Raw genomic sequence first — 21,448 nt, 5'->3', positions numbered from 1 at the left:
TTTCACTAGATCAGTGTCAATTCTTTTGGACTAGAGGCAATTTAATTGTAAACATGGCTCCTCCATCGGGAGAAGAAGCAGCCTCTAGTAATCCCCCTTGAGTTTTTATAATATCATACGCCAAACTCAGTCCCAATCCTGTCCCCTGCCCGGTAGGTTTTGTGGTAAAGAAGGGCTGAAAGATTTTGTCTTTGATTTCTTCAGGTATACCAGGGCCGTTGTCTGTTACTGCTATGAGCAAAGAGCTTTGGGCAGTGGTCTCGGTTCGGATTGAAACTAGTGGTTTATATGCTAAATCTCCCTGTTCCGTTCTCCTTGTTCCTTCTTCCTGAACGGCCTGAAACGCATTATTGATCAGATTCAAAAGTACTCTTCCAATGTCTTGAGGGACGACTTCAATTTTTGGAAGATTCGGGTCAAAGTCAGTGATCATTTCAGCATTAAATGACTTGTCCTTTGCTCTAAAACCATGATAGGCCAGTCGCAAATATTCATCAGCTAAAGCATTGATATTGGTCAGCTCTTTTTTGCTTGAGCCGGGTCTGGAGTGCTCCAGCATGCCTTTTACGATGCTGCTGGCACGCTGACCGTGGTGATTTATTTTTTTTAGGTTGTTTTTTAAATCTGAAATTAACTCAGCTTCAAGTCCCTCATCCCTTTCACCTCTCTTTTTGTTTCTTTCTTCCAATAGCTCTTCAATTAACTCTTCATTTACCTCCGAAAAGTTATTGACAAAGTTTAGTGGATTTTGAATTTCATGGGCAATACCCGCTGTCATTTCGCCTAGTGACGCCAGTTTCTCTGTTTGTATGAGTCGGGCCTGAGTACTGATGAGGTCATTATGTTTTTTATGAAGTTCATTGAGAGCTTTGTTTTTGCCATTTTGGTAGACCAATAAAATGACAAAGATGGTGATATAGGTACCTAACACAGCGGATAAGAAGAACTGACCCCGCTGCTCGATACTGTAATATGGAATTGGCGAAGGATTGTTTTGTTCGTAGACGTAATATCCGATGATGATAAAAGAGCAGATGAAAAACCAGATGGTCGCTGTTTTCTTTCCTGCGGTAAGCATCGCTACTGCGGGAAGTAAGAAAAAGGCTGCAACGGCCGGAGAGGACAAACCGCCCTGAAACCATCCCTGAAATGCAAAACTTACTGCATGCTGGGCAATATGTATATGTGTACCGGTCTCTATTGAAATCAGCCCTGCTTTATATAAAAAAAGGGTGATTAGGCATATGACCATGTTTGCAATTAAAAGCCATCCTACTTCAATTAAGTCAACTCCTAAGGCATTATTGGCTCCCAGAAAATCGGTTAGAGCAGTAATGAGCAAAACATTAATAAATATCCTGTTTTGACTCAAACTCTCAGGTTGACCAAGAACTTTCTGCGGTAAAAAATAGTCAGTGATTCTTTTAAGCATGAGCAGGTGATTTTTTTAATCCCAGCCAGGTGCCATGTCTTTTCTTGAGAACATATATGAATGTACAATCGAGAATAAAACACGCCACTCCGAGTAATTGCACGAAATGATTGTCAGCATAAAAAATAAACATGGAAACCGAAATTAGTCCGGTACCCAGCATACGACTCCAGGCCAGCAAAAGCGAAAACTTTGAAGTGTCTTTGGTCTGAAACAATAAAAACAAACACTGAAGGGAAAGAATGACATTGATGATGTATCCGGAATTTGCACCAATGGTAGTATCGTAACCCTCAGTTCGATGGAAATAGGTGAAGAGAATCCAGAAACCGAAATTGATCAGACAGAAGAGCACAAAGTGTTTTTTGGCGTCTTCATTCATTGGTTGTTTCGTGCCGTATTTCAGAGTGGCCCAGAAAATGTAGCAATCCAGGAAAAACGCTGCTATATAGCTAAGAGCATACAAAAGACCAGTATCCGGGTGGTAAATAAAGCTCCACACAAACTCCCAGCCAATATTGGCACCGGCCACGTATGCGGGCATTTCCACAAACTTCTTTTTACGAATCTCCCATACTAAAACCACATAGGCAACTACCCAGAAAAGGCAGCCAATGCCGTTGAAAAGGAGACCACTAACAGGGTATAGCTCAAAATTGATTAATGGCTGATTCATAGCTTATTGATTTGTATCCCAGTCCGCAGTCAGGGATGGTGGCATGTAGAAATTAATTACACGATTATGGCTCAGATAAGAGATAGATAATTTCAGAAGGAGGCGGTCAACTAACTGAATAGGCAGATCAAAAATGATGATGTGATCAAAGAATTCCCTGACTTTAGAGTAAGCCCTCACAGATTTATAAAAGGCTTTTGCCTGCCATTTATCCACTTCCGGTAAACCGAGCATGGTGGCCAGCTCTCTTCCCATCAGAATATTTAACATATTGATATGGAAATCTTTATGGATAAAGAAAGGGGCTTTATTATTGCAAAAAGTCAATAGGGCCTGAGCCAGTTTATGGCCTGCCACACTCGAGGCTTTTTGGTGATCAATAATCGCATGGCCAAGAGCCAGTGAGTCCTCTGAATTGACAGGAATGAGATCTTCCTCAACTCCCATAATATGACCGATAACACGCCAGCAGTGAATGTAAGCCTCACGTTCGGTTTCATCAAAGTCGATTCCAAGAATATCCAGACCTTCAAGCACTAAGGCTGAAAATGACATGAGCGTGCCGGCCATATCTTCCTGATTAATGGGTAATCCGTTTTTCTCTACATCCCAACCATGTTTTTTGATAAAATACCGAATGACGGCATGGATTAAACGTACTTTTTGTGCAGCCCTAATTCCTTTACCTTCGGGCTCCATACCTCCCGGCATCATGGCATGATAGATAAAAAGGCCGGTTTCAGCGAGTCTACGTGCCATGGCATCCTGACTTCCGAAACGCTGATTCAGACGGTTTGAATGAATCAATACCTCTGCACCTCTGGCTCCGGTATAGCATTCTGGTAAGGATTTGTAAAAAAGAAGCATTGCAATAGGCAGGCCATGCCGAAGGTAAATCAGTTGTCCCAATTTAATCAAATCAGGGTCTGCCCATTCGGGTAATTTGGCCGTTTCTTCGAAAAACTGTTTGATATCAGGATGGGTATCCTCCGGAAGTTCATCACTGTTGTTCACAATCGCCTTAAAAATGTGGTTCACCTCCTTTTCTTTATGCTTTTGCATAATGGCTTCCACCATTTTATCAACCTTCGGGTCGGCGGTATGTCTTTTTGATTGCAGGAAATCCTGATCCCACTTATTTACTTTTTTACTTTTTTCCCGCCGGGCTTTTTTTTGTGTCTTGTTTCGGAGTCTGTAATACCATATTGCATATGAAATCAGAACTATGGAGAGAACTCCAAGAATTATCCATTTCAGGTTCATGGTGTAGGGGTTTATCGGTGTAATTAGGGTAAATACTCCTACAATTTAACGATAAGCCAGACCATATGCGAGATGTTTAATCGAATTTTAGCCGTTGGTAAATAAAATTCTTCAGTTGACAAGGCGAGTTCACCACTTTGTACTTACATCTTTAGTGATTTTGAGTTGTTGATTTTTTGGAATTTAAGGTTGAGGTATCGCTTTAAACACCGTATGAAAATACCCTCTCAAATAGCAAAGAGGGATTTTAGAAAGTCAAAGTTTCAATCAAAAAGGACGTGAATTAAAAATTAAAAGAGAGTCCGATTCCTGAAGGTGTACTTCCAAATTTCAGTTGAGACGTGGACTCCATCTTTTGTTTTACACTCTCATTATGACGAAGCAGTGATGACTTAATTCTTTTTTTAGGTCCGCGTTCCAGAAGACCAGCGAGTATACCTACACCACCAACAATTAACACTTCTCTGGAGACCAGGGGCTGAGCGGAGGTGTCATTTTCATCAAAATTGGCAAGACCACGCACAACGCTGTAAATAACTACGGCCGATGACACCAGACCAATGCCTGCAAATATGGTTTTTGTGGTTCGTGCAGCCGTGTAATCATTATAAATGCTGATATCGTTTTTCCGAAGCTTTCCCTTATCTTCTATACTGAGCTTATATGTGTTTGTCGGAACAAGCATATCGGAGTAATCATTTGGTGCCACAGGAGTGCTTTTCGCCTCTTTATTGACTTCATCCTCAAAAGAGTCTTCAGTTCCGTTTTCATAAATGATGAGGAAAATGTCTGCTTTTGGTAACCTGTAGTTTGGGCCTGTCAGGTTCTCAGCTTTTTTGTAAGTCACTTCAGAAGTGCCCACTTCAACGACTTTTCCTTCAATACGCTTTTTTGATTTCAGAATAATAGTATCCTGAGCAAAAGAATAATTGGTACTGGCGATAACGATTAGCAGGAATAAAGAGAACCTTTTCATAAGTTTAATCAATGGCTTATCCTTAAAAATAGTCAATTTCATTTGCTGACCCAATACCTGATAGACTAAATGGATCATTATCAATCCGTTAAAGCCATGGATTTCGAGGAAAATGATTTGGAAAGCTTATTTTTGAGTATAAACAATGACAAAAGATGAACGCCATCTATCATAATTTCATCATCAATGCGAAACCTGAAAAGGTTTTCAAAGCGGTTTCAGAGCCTGAGTTATTTGAAAACTGGTGGCCACTGAAGTGTTCAGGCAGTCCGGCTTTGGGTGAGGAGTTTAACTTCGTTTTTGAGGAACCTTATAATTGGTATGCCAAAGTTTCAAAGATAGAACCGCAAAAGGTCATTCATTTTAAAATGACTAAATCTGACCCCGACTGGGATCCTACAACGTTTGGTTTTGAGTTAAGAGAACATAAGGACGGAACTTATCTCTCATTTTTTCATAAAGATTGGCCGGAGGCGAATGAGCACATGAAATACTCATCTTTTTGCTGGGCAATGTTGCTCAACGGCCTGAAAGGGTATGTGGAGAAAGGTGACATTGTTCCATTCTCTGAAAGGGCCTGAGTCCGGAATTTTATTGCGATGCAACCCTTTCAAACAGAATAACATCTGTTGGTCTGACGTTGTTAGTCAAACTATTACTTACTCATTAAACCTTAACACGATTATGAAAAAGCTATTTCCCTTTTTTCTGCTCAGCCTTATTTGTTTTGCTGTTGATGCTCAGGATAAACCTTTCCTGACAAAAAGCTTCAATTCTTCTCAGATTCGCGAATTGGATGTTAAAACCTCAGGTGGCGGAATTACCGTCTACGGTACCAATGATTCGGAAACAGTGGTTCAGGTGTTTATCAAATCCAATAACGGGAAGGAGCTTTCTCAAAGTGAGATTGAAGATCATCTGAAGGATTATACGCTGGAGATAAATCGCGAAGGTCAAACTTTGGTATGCATGGCTCAAAATAATCGAAAGAATAACTGGAAAAACGGTTTGAGTATATCATTCAAAGTTTATGCTCCTGAGCAGTTAGACACTGATCTTTTAACCAGTGGCGGAGGTATCAGAATGAAAAACCTGGAGGGGAACCTTCGTTTTGCCACGAGTGGAGGTGGTCTGGAACTAGTGGAACTTAGAGGAAATGTAAAAGGAAGAACCTCAGGTGGAGGAATCAAAATCAAAGACAGTGAAGATATTATTGATCTGGCGACCAGTGGAGGTGGCATCATGGCTGAGAATGTGGCGGGCCAGGTGAAACTATCCACCAGCGGAGGTGGTATCAAGCTTTATGATATGTACGGTATGATCAGTGCAACCACCAGCGGGGGGAGCATTCTGGTTGAAGGTTTGGAAGGTGAACTCAAAACGGGTACTTCAGGTGGGTCTATACGACTGGCCGATATTTCAGGAAGCGTGAAGGCCAGCACCAGTGGTGGAAGCATTAACGCTGATATCCGTGAAGTGGGTGAATATCTGGTACTTCATAGCAGCGGGGGAGGAATTGATGTGGACTTGCCTTTTGACAAAGGAATGGATCTGGATATCAAGGGAAATCGGGTGACGATGAATAATTATCGCAATTTTGACGGTAGAAAAGACAAAGACCGTATTGTAGGAACCATCAATGGTGGAGGAGCCGAAGTTAGTATTTCCACAAGTTCAGGTTCTGTAAACATTAGATAAAAGTTGATTCTTAAAGGAATTCATCGCCCGGGGTTGTCGAAACTTCGGGCATTTTTTTGCCGTAAAATCAATTTCAATTTTTTTATGAAGAATTATACAACTTCTGTTGGCATACGTTCATTTAGGGGATGACAAAACAAAAAAACACAAAGAGAATTATGAAAAAATTATTGTTAGGAGTGATGTTGGTTGCCTTTATGTCCTGTGAAAAAACAGATTCGCAACCGATTAATGAAACGGATAAAGCCGAAACATTGGACGACTTCACTTGTATTAATGAGCAGGCTGATAATCCGGCAGACTTGGCTGATGCTCAAAATTGGATTGTTGGTAAATGGCAGTTGACCGGAATTATTGCCATGATGCCTGATGTGGAAGTGCCCAATATTCAGGTGGAATTTAAGAGCGATGGGGGTGTTTTCGTTGAGAAAGATGGTGAAAACGTATTTACTGATGCCTACAGTGTAATTGAGAACGAATCAAACGGCTACACTTCTTTGCAGGTGATTACAGACCAACTTCCGGATAACTTTGACGAGTATAATATCGTGAAAGGAACACTTCGAATTTGTGAGTCTGAACTCATGATTGATCAGGGGATAGCCTTTGATGCACCGGGTTACCTTTTCCGGAAAATAGAATAGTTACAGGTTCAATTTATACAATACATGCGGTTTGAGTTTATGACCATCTTCTACCCGGGGATGGTCAAACTCTTTTTGGAAGGTCATACCAATTTTTTGCATGACCCTTTCAGATGGTTTATTTAAAACAGCCGTAAAACTAAAGACCGTTTCAAAATCAAGATTTTCTCTGGCATAATCCAGACATCTTTGAGCTCCTTCTGTGGCTAAACCTTTGTTCCAGCAGGCTTTGGCCAGCCGCCAGCCAATTTCTACCATAGGTTTAAATTCACCTTCAAAAGCTGTATAGCTAAAACCAATAAAGCCAATAAGCTCTTTGCTCTCCAGCAGTTCAACGGCGTAGAAGGTATAACCTTTCTCTTTGAAGATTGTTTTAAATTTCTCAATCATCTCTGCGGTTTGCTCCTCATCCATGGTAGATGGGAAAAACCTCATCACCTCAGGGTCTGCACAGATTTCAGTCATTGGCTTGATATCCCTATCAGTCCAGTTTCTGAAACCTAATCTTTTCGATTTAAAGAGATACATTAATTCAGGTTTTGACAGCCATTTGGTATGGCCAGAAATGTGGAGCCATCATTTGAAAGAAAGCCGGGATTAAGCTCAATACCCTCTCCGGCATGAAATTCTACATAATGCGTAGAAGGTATTTCCGCTTCAGCCATCAAACTTTTGCTATTATAAAAAAGATAATCACCGTTTAGGGCTGAAATGGATTGAGAAAGTGTATCACAATTCACTTCTCCCCATTCTTCATTTCGGGCGATAACTATGGCTACATCTTTTGAGAAATCCGTTTTTCGGCCACTGACATCCGGCAAATAACTTGAGCTATTTGAAGATGAAGGATGCTGAAAGGAAAGAAACATAAACTTAAAATCCTGCGTAAAAGTGATGCCTGTTGGTTCAGAGCCAATGGGTGATTTTAGAAAAATGCGTACATCAGGGTTGGCCTGCGAATGGGTTTTACCCACCATCCAGAGGTGATTGTGGTCGGTACTTCCCAAATGGAAGCCGTCCTGAAGCACAAACAGATTGCCCTCATTATCAAAAGCAAGATTGTCACAGCCTGTACCCCAAGGTTCAGAAACTGTACCTGAGGAGGTGGTGAGGTTATAGGATACTCCCGTCCCTCCAACATAAGTCTCAAAAATCGGGATGGTAGTGCCAATAATGGGATCTGTGTCAGTGAAACGATAGACCGTATTTTCACCTTTTACGGCAAAATAGATCATGCTGTCAATCGGGCTGATTTCCACATCTTCAATACCGTTAAAAACAGTGGCTCCCAGTGCATTACATTGATCATTTACAGAATTTCGCTCGGCTGGCGTGCTGTTTTGTAGCAAAACCCATTCGCCGGTACCAGCTTTTGAACCTTTATAGGCGTAAAGTTTGCCAGCACTTAAGTCTTCGGCAGCGTCTGCCACAAACCTGAAAAGGTAGCCTACAGGTGCATCTGCTCCCTGATAGACTGTTCTTCGGTTTCCGTGAACCACTGCGTTTTCATGTTTGAAATTTCCCAAAGCCCATAGTTTCTGATGATCCACCATCTCTCTGGTTACAGGATCAATTTCAATAGCCCAACCGGTATCCGTATATCCATCTGAGTTTACATCGGTATTAACCACGACTTCCTCACAGGTGATGATCGTATTCCAAGGCGTTACGGCACCGCTACAGTTAGCAATGGTACCTATTTGAGGCGTAAAATCTACTTCAGAGACATTGCTGCGTTCCCAACGTTTGGTAGAGGAGTTGAAAACCATATTCATCATGGTAACCCCTCCCGGAGCGAGTTCGTGATTGATGCTCAGGACGCCATCTCTTACCGAGTTGGTAGGTACAAAGCCGGTAAAATCGAATTTGGCTCTAAAGGTCTTGCCAGGGTCGTAACTTTCGCCCGTGGCAGCAATATATTGAAAGGCATAGCCCGCAGCCAGTACCATATCTGACGTTTGGGGACCTCCGGAAATGGAAGTAAAGCTACCAAATCCGGTTCCCAGTGAATCAGGAGATTCAAAGCTGAAAACAGAGTTGGCACAGAATAAAAAAAACAGGCCGAGCTTAAATCGCATTTATAGGTTTATACTTTCCGTGATCTTCGGTAAAGTTAGCTTTATACCGGCTTTTTCAAAGACTTCCAAAGCCTTTTGAGTGTCGATCTGAATAGGAGGGAAGGTGTCATAGTGACAGCCCACTATGTTTTTACAGCCTATATATCCCGCGGCCAAAACGGCGTCTTCATAACCCATGGTAAAGTTGTCACCGATTGGCAAAATAGCGAGATCCAGCTCAGGGCAGGTAATTGGTATTAACTGCATATCCAGCGTCAGGGCCGTATCTCCGGCAATGTATATACTGCCTTCGCTATTCCAGAGCACAAATCCACCAGGATTGCCGCCATTCGTGCCATCTGGTAAAACGCTCGAGTGAACAGCCGTTACATATTTGAGCGTACCGAAATCGAAATTAAATTTACCACCATGATTCATACCGTGACCATCTATTCCTTTTTCACTGTACCAGGTGACAATTTCAAAGTTTGAAATGATTTTTGCACCACTTTGCTTGGCAATGGTTTCGGCGTCAAGAACGTGATCCTGATGCCCGTGTGTAATGAGAATGTAGTCAGGTTTTAGAGAAGAAACATCAATTGCTGAAGCGAGGGGATTGGCAGAGATAAACGGGTCTATAAGTAAAGTTTTTCCCTGTGTCTCAATCTGGAAACAGGAGTGCCCGAAGTAAGTAACTTTCATCTTATATTTGGTTTTGAACGGTTTAATTCTTTCAAACCAATTTAGAGAGCATTGCTCAGAAAAAGAAATTATAGTGGGTCATCAATATTGAAAGAACGGTCTTCTTCTATGGCAATAACGCCGGTGAGCTTTTGAATTTCCTCAATTTGCTTATCATTTGCCTTAAAAGTCAGAATATTGATATTCTCAAAGGACGACACCAAGGTATCTACCGACTCAGTTAAGTGCTTTTTGATGTCCTGAAAATGATCTGGTTCGGCGGCCAGCAGATATACTTTTTCCATTTTGATGATGTTTTCGCATTAAAAATAGTGAGAAGCCCGCTACGGGCTTCTCAAAATAAGACCTAAGGTCTGATGATTGGATATGGAATTGGCTTAATCGGTTTCACCGGGAAAGGGTATTTCCAGAAGAACCGACGTTTATTTGGAGCCTGAACCAGTCCTGCTCCCACATCTCTTGATGGATGAGCTGGCAGAGCTTTAGCGGTACTGATCAGTTTTCTCCAAAGGTTTCTACCTCTTAAACCTGTGGCCTGTGCCCAAAGTGCAGCTATACCGGCTACATGTGGAGTGGCCATACTTGTTCCGTTCCAGGTGGCGTAACGGGCAGGCATTTTAGTGCTTGAGAAAACCGCTACACCAGGCCCGGCAATGTCCACCGCTCCGTAGCTCGGGTATAACCCTCCGCAGGAGAATGAGGCCACGTTCATGGCACTATCTACAGCTCCAACGGCCATAATGCTTGGGCAATTGGCTGGGTGAGATACCGGCTTAATGGTACCCGGCCTGCTTGAGGCATTTCCGGCGGCGGCAATAATCAGAGTGCCATTATTGAGGGCATTTAGTGCCACGCTTTCATAAACTGCTGAGTAGCCCGGGCCGTTTACATTGGCACCCAAAGACATGCTGATAATGGAGCAGCCATTGGCGATAGCCCAGTTAATACCAGCCAAAATACCTGAATCGGCACCGCTGCCGCTGTTGCTCAGAACCTTACCAATATGAATTTTGGCGTTATACGCTACACCATATCGCTCTACTGCGGGTGCGGGGCTTTTTGGTCCGCAGGCCGTACCTGTACAGTGGGTGCCGTGACCATGACCATCCTGTACGGCCTGGCCGGAGATGAAACTTTGTGACACAATTGGCCTGCCTGCAAAATCGGGATGATTCAGGTCAAAACCGGTATCTAAAATTGCTACCTTAATTCCTGAACCACTGTAGGGATTAGTGTATAGGAAAGTCTGTGGCACCACCTTGGTGGCTTTAAGCCCCCAGGTATTGCCAGAAACACTAACTTCGGGATCCTCCAAGTCTTCCATTTCGGCTTCGTCAAAGTCATACTCTTCCTCCGGCTGTACCAACATATCGGCCAGAGAATTTACGGCATCGCGATATCCTTTAACATAGTTTTCGGTTTCTTCATCCAAGAGACTGATGGCGTGTACTACCCGCTCTTTTTCTACGATAAGTCCGTCTTCATCAGCCAATGCACTGATCGAGCTTTCTGCCTCCGGCTTGCTGTTCAATACCGCTACCCCGATTTTGTCCAGATAAATACCGTCAGTATTTTCCAGATCTTTTTCGGTAAAAATCTCATTTTCAAACTCAGTAGAGCTTTTCAGGTTAAGCCCTGTTTTTGATTGAATTTGGCTGCTGATTCCTGCGGCCTGAGACAGGTCAGGTGAGTAAACCAAATAACGCCCGGTGTATTCAGGCTCGTCTTGTTTTTTTGTTTTCTTTGCCATTTTTGACATTTGTTTTCATAGCTCCTACTCTATAAGGTTTTTCGGAATCCACCTCTTCTTTTTTGAAGTACATCAAAGCTATACTGTATACACGTAAAATGTCAATAGAGTTTTATTATGTGGCTGTAAAACAGATAGTTATACCCTGTTTGGTGAGTAGAATACGAACGTATTTAGAGTAAAAAAGTCAATAAGTAAATAAGGGATTTTTTCAATTATTAGGTAAAAACAACAGGTGATTTTCTGCATAAAAAAAGCTCCCGGCATAATACCGGGAGCCTTAAAATATGAATGATTGAGTCTTTTATAAATAACTTTCTACCTGATCATCCTCCAGATTAAACGGCTGACTGTACAGCCTTTTCCCTGTTGCGGCAGCAAAGGCATTGGCAATAGCCCCACCGGTAGGAGGGATGGCCGGCTCCCCGAGACCTGTTGGCGATTTGCCATTATTGACGAAATGAGCCTCTATTTCCGGAATCTCATTCATTCTAATGATGCGGTAAGAGTCATAGTTCTTTTGTTCCGGCTCACCGTTTTTGAAACTTAACTTACCAAACATGGCGTGCCCAAGCCCGTCCGTGATGGCACCGTAAATCTGGTTTTGAGCCCCGCTTTGGTTGATGACAATTCCGCAATCTGTAGCGGCAATCACCTTACTCAATACAGGCTGCCCTTTAACCTTTTTCACTTCGGCGACTTGAGCCACGTATGAGTTATGAGAGAAGTAGGCACTAAATCCTTGAGAGATGTTCTTCTTTTTACCCCAGCTAGCTTTTTCGGCAGCCAGCTTGATGGTTTCTACAAAGCGGTCAATATCATAACTGATTTCACCAACCGGATTATTCTTAGCTCTTTCAAAAAGCTCCAGACGCAATTGAACAGGGTCTTTTTTGGCTGCCTCAGCAACTTCATCTAAAAAGGCCTGCTCTGCGTAGGCCAGGAAATTGGTGATCGGTGCCCTCCATGGACCTGTGGTTATAGGTGACTCATAATTCACACTTTCTACCAGAAGGTTATCAATGGCCCCTGCCGGGAAGTTATCCTGACGAGTGCAGTTGCCGGCATTTAAGCCAACACCTTTCAGATGGAATCCTGTAATATTTCCGTCTTTATCCAGGGCCGCACGGAAACGATAGCGAACGGCAGGTCGGTAATATCCACCGGAGATGTCATCTTCTTTTGTCCAGGTTACTTTCACTGGTTTTTTGATAATACTACTTAAATGAGCAGCTTCTACGGCGTAGCCGTCATCAAGCCTACGGCCAAAACCACCACCCATTTTGGTGAGTTCTACGCTGATTTTGTCTGCGGGTACGTCAAGAAGTTTTGATATAGAGGCAACCGCTCTTCCGGGCGTTTGGGTTGGCCCTGCCAATTCAATAGTACCGTTTTCTTTCACATGAGCAAAGAAGTTCATGGGCTCCATGGGGCTATGTGGCAAAAAAGGACACTGATAATCAGCGGTTACAACTTTTGCAGCTTCGGCAAAGGCCTTTTCAATATCGCCGTCTTTTCTTCTTACCTCACCGTTATCAGGTTTGTCTAAGTAGGTTTTAAAAATTCGGTCGTGGTCTTCTGAACTTTCTAAATCTTTATCTTTTTCCCAATCAATTTTGACTTTTTTACGGGCCTGCATGATTTCCCAGGTCGAATTTCCAACAATCGCCACCTTATTATCGAATGAAACGACTTCAACAATACCTGGCATTTTCAAAGCCTCTGAAGCATCAAAGGATTTGAGTTTTAAACCAAAAGCCGGGGGACGTTGAATCTGAGCGTTGAACATGCCTTCTTTTTTGAGGTCAATCCCAAAAAGCCTTTCACCTTTCAATACTTTTGGGTTATCTACCCCTTTATGCCAGCCACCGATCAACTTAAAGTCTTTCGGGTCTTTCAATTTGACATTCGTTGGAGTATTAAGGCCTTTGGCCGTTTCTACCAAATCACCATAAGAAAGCTTTTTGCCATCTGGCGAAATTACCATCCCTTTGGCGGTGGTTAGGTTAGCAGAAGACGTATTCCACTTCTGGGCTGCTGCTTCTTTCATCAGTTCACGGGCAGTGGCTCCGGCTTCACGAAGTCTATCCCATGAATGGCGAATAGCACCACTACCGCCTGTCAACTGGCGATCATACTTATCAGAAAGGTTGGCCTGAAGTACTGTAACCTGATCAAAATCAACGTCCAGCTCTTCCGCTACAATGAGCGGGAAAGCCGTTTTGATACCCTGACCGATCTCCGGGTTGGGGGAGTAAATCGTAATTTTTCCGTCAGGAGAGATGGACAGATAGGCGTTAAACTCATGAGCCACGGCTGATGGGTCTATTACTTTCGCCCCGAAAGCCTGAGTGCCTAGCCAACTAAAGCCCAGAATCAACCCGCCTGAGGCAGCTGAGGCCGACTTTAAAAAGTCTCTCCTTGATTTAGATTGTATATTTTGCATAGCATTGATGCTTTAAATTCTTTAGTAATTATTTCAATTATTAGGTGTCACCTTGAACAACTTTTCGCTTCGGTGACTGAGCCTGTCCGCAGGACTCTGTGATTCGAAGTCACATCTTCTCCCCGGCAAGCTTTACAGCTTTCTTAATCCGATGATAGGTTCCGCATCGGCAGATATGAGGGCTCATTGCTGTCTCAATTTCTTCTTCAGAAGGTTTTTTGTTTTCCTTTAGAAGAGCTGCTGCAGTCATCATTTGACCAGCCTGACAGTAGCCACATTGGGGTACATCCAGTTCATCCCAAGCCTGCTGAACCGGGTGATCACCGTTTTCAGAGAGTCCTTCAATAGTGGTGATTTCTGCATTGGCCACCGAAGAGATTGGCATAATGCATGAGCGAATGGGATTGCCGTTCATATGAACTGTACAAGCTCCACATTGGGCGATGCCACAACCATATTTGGTACCTACCAGGTCAGCATGTTCTCTTAAATACCACAGTAATGGAGTCTGAGGATCAACGTCTGTTTCATAGACTTTCCCGTTTATTTTCAATGATGTCATTGCCATAGAAATAGATCATTATTAATTGTAATAGTACAATTTACGACAGAACATGTCAGTGAGCAAATCTTTGAGAAATGTGTAGATGAATAACATTCAGTAGTTGATCAGAAGGGGCTTTATTCTTTAAAAAAGACTCTTTTAACCCGCGAACCGACTTTTGTGAGTATTTCGTAAGGAATGGTCTCTAATTGCTCCGCAAGCTCAAAAATAGAAATGTTCTTTCCGAAGATTTCGACCTGATCTCCAACTTCGGCAGTGATGCCGGTAATGTCTATCATGGTCATATCCATACATACATTTCCGATGGTGGGGCACCGGTGGCCTTGCAGATAGACAAAGCCTTTACCATTGCTCATTTTTCGATCAAAACCATCAGCGTAGCCGATCGCAATAGTGGCCAGCGTCATGTCATTTGTTGCTTTGCCCACCCGGCCATAACCGATCGTTTCGCCAGCTTTAGCCTTTTTGATCTGCGAGATTGTGGTCTTTAGTGTAGCCGTCGTTTCAAGCTCACGCTGATGAATTTCGCTGCTATCAACACCGTACAGGCCAATGCCCAGTCGCACCATTTCAAACTGAGCCTCAGGATAATTGACAATTCCGGCCGTATTCAGAATATGCCTGATGGGCTTTTCTACTAATTCAGCCTGAATTTTAGTAGCAATACTGCTGAAAGAACTGATTTGGGACTTTGTAAATTCTCTTTCCTTTTTGCTATCTGAAGCAGCGAGGTGGCTGAAAATACTGCCAACTTTTAACGTCGGGTTTTCTTTGAGTAGTTTCAATAACTCAGGCAGATCTTCCTCAATAAATCCGAGGCGTTTCATACCAGTATCAATTTTCAAATGAATTTTAACCGAAATATTTTCAGGCTTCTCAAAATCAAGAAAACGAATAAAAGATTTGAGAATCTGGAGGCTGTAAATCTCAGGTTCCAGAGCATAAGTAACCAGTTTTTTGAAGCTCTCCGGTTGAGGATTGAGTACCATAATAGGCAATTCAATGCCGTTTTCACGTAATTCCACGCCCTCGTCGGTGTAAGCCACGGCCAGATAATCTACTCGGTGATATTGCAACAAACTGGCCACTTCTGTACTTCCGCTTCCATAGGCAGAGGCCTTAACCATAACCATAAGCTTTGTCTTGTCGGCAATTTTACCGCGGTAATAATTCAGATTATGGGTAATGGCGTCAAGGTTGACCTCCAGAGCCGTACCGTGAACTTTGTGAGTTAGGGCATTGACGATTTTCTCAAAAGCAAAATTACGGGCTCCTTTGACCAAAATCAGTTGATTGGCAAACTGCTGCAAAGGGTGTTTTTTGAGAAATTCTTCGACATTTAGATAAGTATCTATTTCTTCAAAAGCTCCTTTGTTTCTGGAAATGATGGGCCCGATACCAATAATTTGCTGAATATCAGCTCCTTCAAGCAAATCGTTAATCTTTTTATATAATTCTTTCTCCGGCAGGCCGGATTGTAAAACATCACTCAGAATAATGCATTTGCGGCGATTGATATGATGCTGATTCATGAAATTGAGGGCCATTTCCAGTCCCCCGAAATCATTATTATAACTGTCGTCTATCAGATAACAGTTATTGATACCTTCTTTGAGCTCAAGTCGCATCGCCACCGGCTTCAGGGTATCAAAACCGTTTTGAATTAGCTGGGGAATCTCCCTTTCGGCTTGGGTTTTCTTTAAAACTAGGTAGGCGGCAAAAAAGCAGTGAATACAATTTTCAATTGAAGCATCATCCACAAAAGGGATATGGAGATCAAATTCATCACCTTTCCAATAAACCCGGAGATTGGTGAATTTGTCTTTTTTCTCTACATCAACCGTGATAGAACCCTTCTGATTTTTTGACCAGGGGATTAACTCTACTTTGGGGTTTACCGCTTTCAGGAAAATGCGGATTTCCTCATCCAATTCAGGATAGTCAATGGAATAAATGAGCGTTTTAGCCTTTCTGAAGAGTCGAAGCTTTTCAGTGATTTTCTGTTTCTGACTTCTGAAACCTTCATTATGAGCAGAGCCAATATTGGTAAAAAGGCCAATTTCAGGCTGAATAATCTCGGAAAGGGCCTGCATTTCGGCGGGTTGAGAAATGCCGGCTTCAAAGATAGCCACTTCATGCTCAGGCGACATTTGCCATACCGACAAAGGTACACCGATTTGAGAATTATAACTTCTCGGGCTTTTGATCACCGATAGCGTGCTTTGCAAAATGGAAGAAAGCCACTCTTTGACAATGGTTTTACCATTGCTTCCCGTAATGCCCACCACCGGAACCTCGAAAGTCTCCCGATGTTTTCGAGCCATTTTTTGGAGAGCTCTCGTGGTATTTTCGGCAATGGTAAATGTTGCCAAAGGGAGCAGGCTTTGATGCTGCTCAGCCCATTTTTTTGAAACAATAAACTCGCTGACCCCCTTGGAGATCAGATCTTCAATAAAATCATGACCGTTATGCCTTTCGCCTTCAATAGCCACAAAAACGGTTTTACCTGGTTGCGACAAAAAACGGCTGTCGGTAAGAAGAATCTTGGAGTCGGAAGAGGTCTGCGTCTGTTTCAAAGGGGATCAGATAGGAATAAAATACGAATTTAAGGAGCTTTAATGGATCGTGCCCTTTGAGCGGGAAATATATTCGATACAGATTGGTAAATTTGCAGCAGAACAGAACGTAAAGAATGATAGAAACACACGCTCATATTTATGATGAGGTTTTTAAAGAGGATGAAAAAGAGGTTTTTGAGCGGGCTCGTGAGGCAGGTGTAAAGGAAATCTGGATGCCGAATTGCAATAGTGGAACCATAGCTCCAATGCTTGAGATGGCTGAAAAGTACCCCGGCTATTGCATACCGATGATGGGGCTTCACCCTTGCTATGTGAAAGAGGATGTGGAGCAGGAGCTTCAAATTGTTGAAGAAAATCTGGCAAAAGGTAGCTATTTCATGATCGGTGAGATTGGGCTGGATTTTTACTGGGATCTGACCTTTGTTAAAGAGCAGGAGTCGGCATTTTTGAAGCAATTGGAATTGGCGAAAAAGCATAATCTTCCCATTTGCATTCATTCCAGAAACTCAAAGAAAAACGAGCATAATGCGATTTTACGCTGCTGCGAGCTGATTGAGGAGTTTGGCTGGGAAGGTTTGAGAGGCATTTTTCATTGTTTCTCCGGCAACCTGGTAGAAGCAAAAAGAGTGATTGGCCTCAATTTCCTCTTGGGTATTGGCGGAGTTTCCACTTTTAAAAACGGAGGATTAGACAAGGTTTTGCCTTACGTATCTATTGATAAAGTCGTGCTGGAAACTGATTCCCCATATTTGGCTCCGACACCCTACAGAGGTAAAAGGAATGAGGTGGCTTACGTAGAATTGGTGGCGGAACGCGTAGCTCTTTTGATGGGTCTTTCCAAGGAAGAGGTGGTGGAGAAGACGACTGAGAATGCGATGAGGCTGAAAGCCTAGAAATCTCTTAAATTTAAGTCATCTAAACAGAGCCTCAGAGATGCGAAATATTGGTAACCCGAGGTTTTAACCTCGGGTTGTAAAACCAAAATCACAAAGGATAGTTTTAAAATACCGAGTAACAGCGTGAAGAAACGATGTCAAAAAAGGAGTTAATTGAGCAACTAAGAGATTTAAGAAAAAACAATCCTAAAGAGCTGAAGGCCATTCTTGAGGAAGTATTTGAAATTCATCAAATGAGCCCTCAAGAGAAGCTTGAGCAATTAATAAAGGAAGATTTTGAGGAGTATCATGAAGTCTTTAAAGCTTTAGCATAAAACACTTCTCAGCTTATTATTAATAAAAAATGAAGTACATCCTATCCCTACTGGCATTGACTATCGGATTAAAGGTTTCAGCACAAAACCTTGCCCCGGATATTGCCAATTATACCATAAGCGTACAGCTTGATACCGAAAAGAAGCAACTGCAAGCCGAAGAAATTCTGGAGTGGAAAAATACTTCGCCGGTACCGGTTTCTGAGCTACAGTTTCATCTATACCTCAATGCGTTTAAAGACAAAAGCTCCACTTTTATGAAGGAGTCTGGCGGCAAACTGAGAGGCGATAAAATGCCCGAAGATGGTTACGGGAACATCTATATGACCACAATCAAAGATACCGATGGCAATTCATTACTGGGTTCTTTGAAATATCTGCACCCTGACGATCAAAACGAAGACGACCGTACAGTCGCTGCTATTCAACTTAAGTGGCCAGTACAACCCGGCGAAACGGTGCGACTGAATATAGCTTTCAGGGCTGAACTCCCCCGCATTTTTGCCAGGACAGGGTATGGTGAAAACGACTACTATCTGATTGGCCAATGGTTTCCTAAAGTGGGTGTTTTTGAGCAAAATAAAAACGGTGAGTGGGGCTGGAACTGCCATCAGTTTCATGCGAACTCTGAGTTTTATGCCGATTTTGGGAACTACAAGGTCAGCATCACTCTTCCCCGAAATCTGATCGTAGGGGCTACCGGGCAACTGACCCACCAAACCCGACTCAAAAACAATCTGAAAACGCTGGTCTTTGAGGCCGATGATGTTCATGATTTTGCATGGACGGCTTCACCGGATTTCGTGGTTCACGAAAAAATGTGGAAAGGCGTTCGAATGAAAGCCATGATGCAGCCTGAGCATACCTCGCAGTATAAACGCTATTTTGATGCGGCCGAGAAGTCATTAGCATACACCGAAGAGTTATTGGGCAAGTACCCACATAAAACCTTGACCATGGTCGATCCACCGGTAAGTGCAAGCGGCTCGGGTGGAATGGAATATCCGACCTTCATTACCTGCGGCTCTTATTGGGGCGTGGGTAAATCCATCAAAATGGCGGAAATAGTTACGGTTCATGAATTTGGACACCAGTATTTTCAGGGTATTCTGGCCAGCAATGAATTTGAGCAGTCTTTTATGGACGAAGGCTTTAATCAATACCTGGAAGGCCGCATCATGGATGAAATGTATGGTGAAGGCTCCCAGGTTGACCTTCTTGGTTTTCAGGTCGGGGATATGGCTACTTCAAGAGGGAGCTACGTTTCCATGAAATTCCCGGAGCTGGCTGAGATTAATCAACCCGTATGGGAATACCCGAAAGGTACTTATGGCGTGATGACGTACACCAAAACCGCCACGGCTCTGAAAACCCTTGAAAACTATATGGGACGTGAGGTAATGGACAAAGCTTTGAAAGTCTATTACCAGCGGTTTAAGTTCAAACATCCCAAGCTCTCTGATTTCGTCAAGGTCGTCAATGAAGTCACCGGTAAAGACTATAACTGGTACTTTGACCAGACTTTTGAGAAGTCGTATTCCTGTGATTATTCAGTGGATTCTGTTCAGAATAAGGATGGAAAAGCCTATCTCAAAATCAAACGAAAAGGGAATTTGAAACTTCCGCAGGTGGTTTCAGTCTCATTTGAGGATGGTAGCGTGGAGGTTTTTGAATGGGATGCGGCCGAAACTTATGAGGAATACCGTTTCAGCATGGAAATTACTCAGGTAGAGATTGATCCGCAACGGAAGAATCTCATGGATTTAAATTTGATCAATAACAGTTATTCCGTGAAGCCACCACAGGATTTTCTGACCAAATACTCCGCCAAAGCCCTGTATTGGTTACAGCATGTGGTGATGGCCTTTTTGTTCTGGATTGCTTAGCGACTGATCACTACTCTTGCTCTTTCGCAGATGCCACCGATCGGTGGATTGAATTTAGAAACCCCCACTTTCACTGATTTGACCGTGGTGTAGGTTTCTTTCACCTTCTGAATCACCTCATGAGCCACATGCTCCAGCAGGCGATGCTTGGTTTGCATCACTTCCAGCACCAGCTGGTAAAGGTCTTCGTAATTGATGGTGTCTTTCAGCTTATCTGATTCAGCTGCTGAGCTAAGATCAGTTTTAATGTATAAGTCGATGGAATATTTGTTTCCGATTTTTTGCTCCTCATCGTAATAACCATGATAAGCAAAAAACTCCATGCCTTCCAGCGAAATCTGTCCCATTATTGTCTTTTAGATATTATCGAAGAAAGAGCCACCATTTTCCTTGGCCTCAGCTGCTGCGTCGTTGATGGTTTTTACTTTCGGAGCTGCCTGCTCTTTTTCCATCATGGCTTTTTTAAGGGCCGCTTTCACTTTGTTGACGCGGTCAAGCATCTCTTCTGTTGTGTTTTCAGGAGATGCTTCAGTTTCAATTTCGGTGGTATCAGTCGAGGCTTCAACTACTGGAGTCGCCTCTTCTTCCACTTCCATTTCAACGGCATCTTTCACTTCATTCGGGTCTTTACCACCGATGAGATGCTCTTTCAGAGTTTCCAGCTCTTCCCATTTGCCGGAGTCAGCAAGCATGGCCTGTTCTGACCAGGTTTTTGGGTCGTGAATGGTATATACCGGTCCGGCGTTTTCTAAGATCTCTCTGATTTTATAGGCTGGCTGAGTGGCCAGGTCTCTGTAGCTTACAATTCCATGCTGATTCAATAGCTCAGCTATCTTAGGGCCGATGCCCTCAATCACTGTTAAATCAACCGCCTTTATCTTTTCTACCTCTTCAGTTTCTTCTTCCAGTACCATTGTATTGGCGGATGAGGCGAAACCTTTGACTTCTTCTTCCTCAATTTCTGCAACAGCCTCTTTCGCCGGTTCTACAATTTTATTAATCTCCAGATCAACAGAAGGCTCATCACCAAAAGCTTTGAGGTCTTCAAGGGTAGCAGCAGAGAGTGCCTTTAACTGACTGATGATCGATGATTTCCGCTCTTTCAGTGTTGCGATTTCCGTCTGAAGTTTTTCTTCATTGGCCTGAAGTTTTTTTTGGCTTTCAGTTACTTCTTCATGAGCTCCTGCCACAATACTTTCAGCCTCTTTTTTTGCTTTTTCAAGGATTCGCTGAGCTTCCAGTTGAGCAGATTCTATTTTTGACTCCGCCTCATTTTTCGCCTGTTCTGTGATTTTTGAGCTGGTATTCTCCGCCGTTTGAAGGGTTTTGATCAGTGACATTTCCACCTCCCGGAGTTTAGCAGCTTCTTTTTCAGCGATTTCCAGTTGCATTCTCAGCATTTTAGCTTCATTGCTGGTGCGTTCCCATTCGTTGGCGATATTGTTTAGAAATATATCAACTTCTTCAATATTATATCCTCTGAAAGATTTTTCAAACTCGTGCTGCTTGATCTCTAGGGCGGTAATTTTCATTCTTAAATTTTTTAGGAAGTGTTAGTGACAAA

Annotated in this window: 20 protein-coding genes; 6 read left to right on the top strand and 14 right to left on the bottom strand. The window is 42.9% G+C overall.

Features of this window, described 5'->3' with window-relative positions:
• Window positions 1–16: 16 nt before the first annotated feature.
• The 4 genes from AFM12_RS20015 to AFM12_RS14155 all read right to left on the bottom strand — a co-directional run bounded on the left by AFM12_RS20015 (window position 17) and on the right by AFM12_RS14155 (window position 4,425).
• On the bottom strand, window positions 17–1,432 hold the full coding sequence (locus AFM12_RS20015) for a sensor histidine kinase (protein ID WP_055149356.1): 1,416 nt from the start codon (window positions 1,430–1,432) through the stop codon (window positions 17–19).
• Window positions 1,425–2,108, bottom strand: a complete 684-nt coding sequence (locus tag AFM12_RS14165) for a transmembrane-type terpene cyclase (RefSeq protein ID WP_055149354.1) — start codon at window positions 2,106–2,108, stop codon at window positions 1,425–1,427. Before AFM12_RS14165 ends, AFM12_RS20015 begins: the two co-directional genes overlap by 8 nt.
• Window positions 2,109–2,111: 3 nt before the next feature.
• Window positions 2,112–3,371 carry an oxygenase MpaB family protein gene (locus AFM12_RS14160; RefSeq protein ID WP_055149352.1) on the bottom strand — a complete coding sequence of 420 codons (1,260 nt, stop codon included), beginning with the start codon at window positions 3,369–3,371 and terminating at the stop codon, window positions 2,112–2,114.
• A gap of 283 nt (window positions 3,372–3,654) precedes the next feature.
• On the bottom strand, window positions 3,655–4,425 hold the full coding sequence (locus AFM12_RS14155; protein WP_055149350.1) for a hypothetical protein: 771 nt from the start codon (window positions 4,423–4,425) through the stop codon (window positions 3,655–3,657).
• A 77-nt stretch (window positions 4,426–4,502) separates the two neighbouring features.
• Here AFM12_RS14155 and AFM12_RS14150 point away from each other — a divergent pair, with 77 nt between their 5' ends.
• The 3 genes from AFM12_RS14150 to AFM12_RS14140 all read left to right on the top strand — a co-directional run bounded on the left by AFM12_RS14150 (window position 4,503) and on the right by AFM12_RS14140 (window position 6,689).
• Window positions 4,503–4,928, top strand: coding sequence for an SRPBCC family protein (locus tag AFM12_RS14150; protein WP_055149348.1), 426 nt, complete (start codon window positions 4,503–4,505; stop codon window positions 4,926–4,928).
• A gap of 103 nt (window positions 4,929–5,031) precedes the next feature.
• The gene (locus AFM12_RS14145; RefSeq protein ID WP_055149346.1) at window positions 5,032–6,045 is read left to right on the top strand and encodes a DUF4097 family beta strand repeat-containing protein; all 1,014 of its coding nucleotides are present in this window, start codon (window positions 5,032–5,034) and stop codon (window positions 6,043–6,045) included.
• A 158-nt stretch (window positions 6,046–6,203) separates the two neighbouring features.
• Entirely contained in the window at window positions 6,204–6,689 is a 486-nt protein-coding gene (locus AFM12_RS14140; RefSeq protein ID WP_131458376.1) for a hypothetical protein, read from the top strand.
• Here AFM12_RS14140 and AFM12_RS14135 read toward each other — a convergent pair whose 3' ends face one another.
• The 8 genes from AFM12_RS14135 to AFM12_RS14100 form a co-directional block, all read right to left on the bottom strand.
• Window positions 6,690–7,217 carry a GNAT family N-acetyltransferase gene (locus tag AFM12_RS14135; RefSeq protein WP_082391349.1) on the bottom strand — a complete coding sequence of 176 codons (528 nt, stop codon included), beginning with the start codon at window positions 7,215–7,217 and terminating at the stop codon, window positions 6,690–6,692.
• Window positions 7,217–8,767 (bottom strand): PhoX family protein, encoded by a 1,551-nt coding sequence (locus AFM12_RS14130; protein ID WP_055149340.1) that lies wholly within the window; start codon window positions 8,765–8,767, stop codon window positions 7,217–7,219. Before AFM12_RS14130 ends, AFM12_RS14135 begins: the two co-directional genes overlap by 1 nt.
• Window positions 8,768–9,448 (bottom strand): metal-dependent hydrolase, encoded by a 681-nt coding sequence (locus tag AFM12_RS14125; RefSeq protein WP_055149338.1) that lies wholly within the window; start codon window positions 9,446–9,448, stop codon window positions 8,768–8,770.
• 68 nt (window positions 9,449–9,516) lie between these two features.
• Window positions 9,517–9,732: a hypothetical protein gene (locus tag AFM12_RS14120; RefSeq protein WP_055149336.1), complete on the bottom strand. Its 216-nt coding sequence runs from the start codon at window positions 9,730–9,732 to the stop codon at window positions 9,517–9,519.
• A 62-nt stretch (window positions 9,733–9,794) separates the two neighbouring features.
• A complete protein-coding gene (locus AFM12_RS14115) occupies window positions 9,795–11,198 on the bottom strand; it encodes a S8 family peptidase (protein ID WP_082391348.1) in 1,404 nt (467 codons plus the stop codon).
• Window positions 11,199–11,502: 304 nt separating this feature from the next.
• The gene (locus tag AFM12_RS14110; RefSeq protein ID WP_055149334.1) at window positions 11,503–13,644 is read right to left on the bottom strand and encodes a xanthine dehydrogenase family protein molybdopterin-binding subunit; all 2,142 of its coding nucleotides are present in this window, start codon (window positions 13,642–13,644) and stop codon (window positions 11,503–11,505) included.
• A 109-nt stretch (window positions 13,645–13,753) separates the two neighbouring features.
• Window positions 13,754–14,212, bottom strand: a complete 459-nt coding sequence (locus AFM12_RS14105; RefSeq protein WP_055149332.1) for a (2Fe-2S)-binding protein — start codon at window positions 14,210–14,212, stop codon at window positions 13,754–13,756.
• Window positions 14,213–14,325: 113 nt separating this feature from the next.
• Window positions 14,326–16,785: a bifunctional UDP-N-acetylmuramoyl-tripeptide:D-alanyl-D-alanine ligase/alanine racemase gene (locus AFM12_RS14100; protein WP_055149330.1), complete on the bottom strand. Its 2,460-nt coding sequence runs from the start codon at window positions 16,783–16,785 to the stop codon at window positions 14,326–14,328.
• Between the two features lie 116 nt (window positions 16,786–16,901).
• On the opposite strand from AFM12_RS14100, the gene AFM12_RS14095 reads away from it, so the two are divergent.
• The 3 genes from AFM12_RS14095 (at window position 16,902) to AFM12_RS14085 (ending at window position 19,884) form a co-directional block, all read left to right on the top strand.
• On the top strand, window positions 16,902–17,681 hold the full coding sequence (locus AFM12_RS14095; RefSeq protein WP_055149329.1) for a TatD family hydrolase: 780 nt from the start codon (window positions 16,902–16,904) through the stop codon (window positions 17,679–17,681).
• 137 nt (window positions 17,682–17,818) lie between these two features.
• Window positions 17,819–17,998 (top strand): hypothetical protein, encoded by a 180-nt coding sequence (locus tag AFM12_RS14090; protein ID WP_055149327.1) that lies wholly within the window; start codon window positions 17,819–17,821, stop codon window positions 17,996–17,998.
• 29 nt (window positions 17,999–18,027) lie between these two features.
• Complete coding sequence (locus tag AFM12_RS14085) at window positions 18,028–19,884, top strand: M1 family metallopeptidase (RefSeq protein WP_055149325.1); 1,857 nt, start codon at window positions 18,028–18,030, stop codon at window positions 19,882–19,884.
• Here AFM12_RS14085 and folB read toward each other — a convergent pair.
• Window positions 19,881–20,231: a dihydroneopterin aldolase gene (gene folB / locus AFM12_RS14080; RefSeq protein WP_055149323.1), complete on the bottom strand. Its 351-nt coding sequence runs from the start codon at window positions 20,229–20,231 to the stop codon at window positions 19,881–19,883. The genes AFM12_RS14085 and folB overlap by 4 nt on opposite strands.
• Before the next feature lie 9 nt (window positions 20,232–20,240).
• A complete protein-coding gene (locus AFM12_RS14075; RefSeq protein ID WP_055149321.1) occupies window positions 20,241–21,416 on the bottom strand; it encodes a DivIVA domain-containing protein in 1,176 nt (391 codons plus the stop codon).
• Window positions 21,417–21,448 lie beyond the last annotated feature (32 nt).

It is taken from the genome of Jiulongibacter sediminis (assembly GCF_001306455.1).
Lineage (GTDB): Bacteria > Bacteroidota > Bacteroidia > Cytophagales > Spirosomataceae > Jiulongibacter > Jiulongibacter sediminis.
The sequence above is the reverse complement of the archived record's forward strand: the minus strand, read 5'-3'. Positions and strand labels throughout refer to the sequence as shown.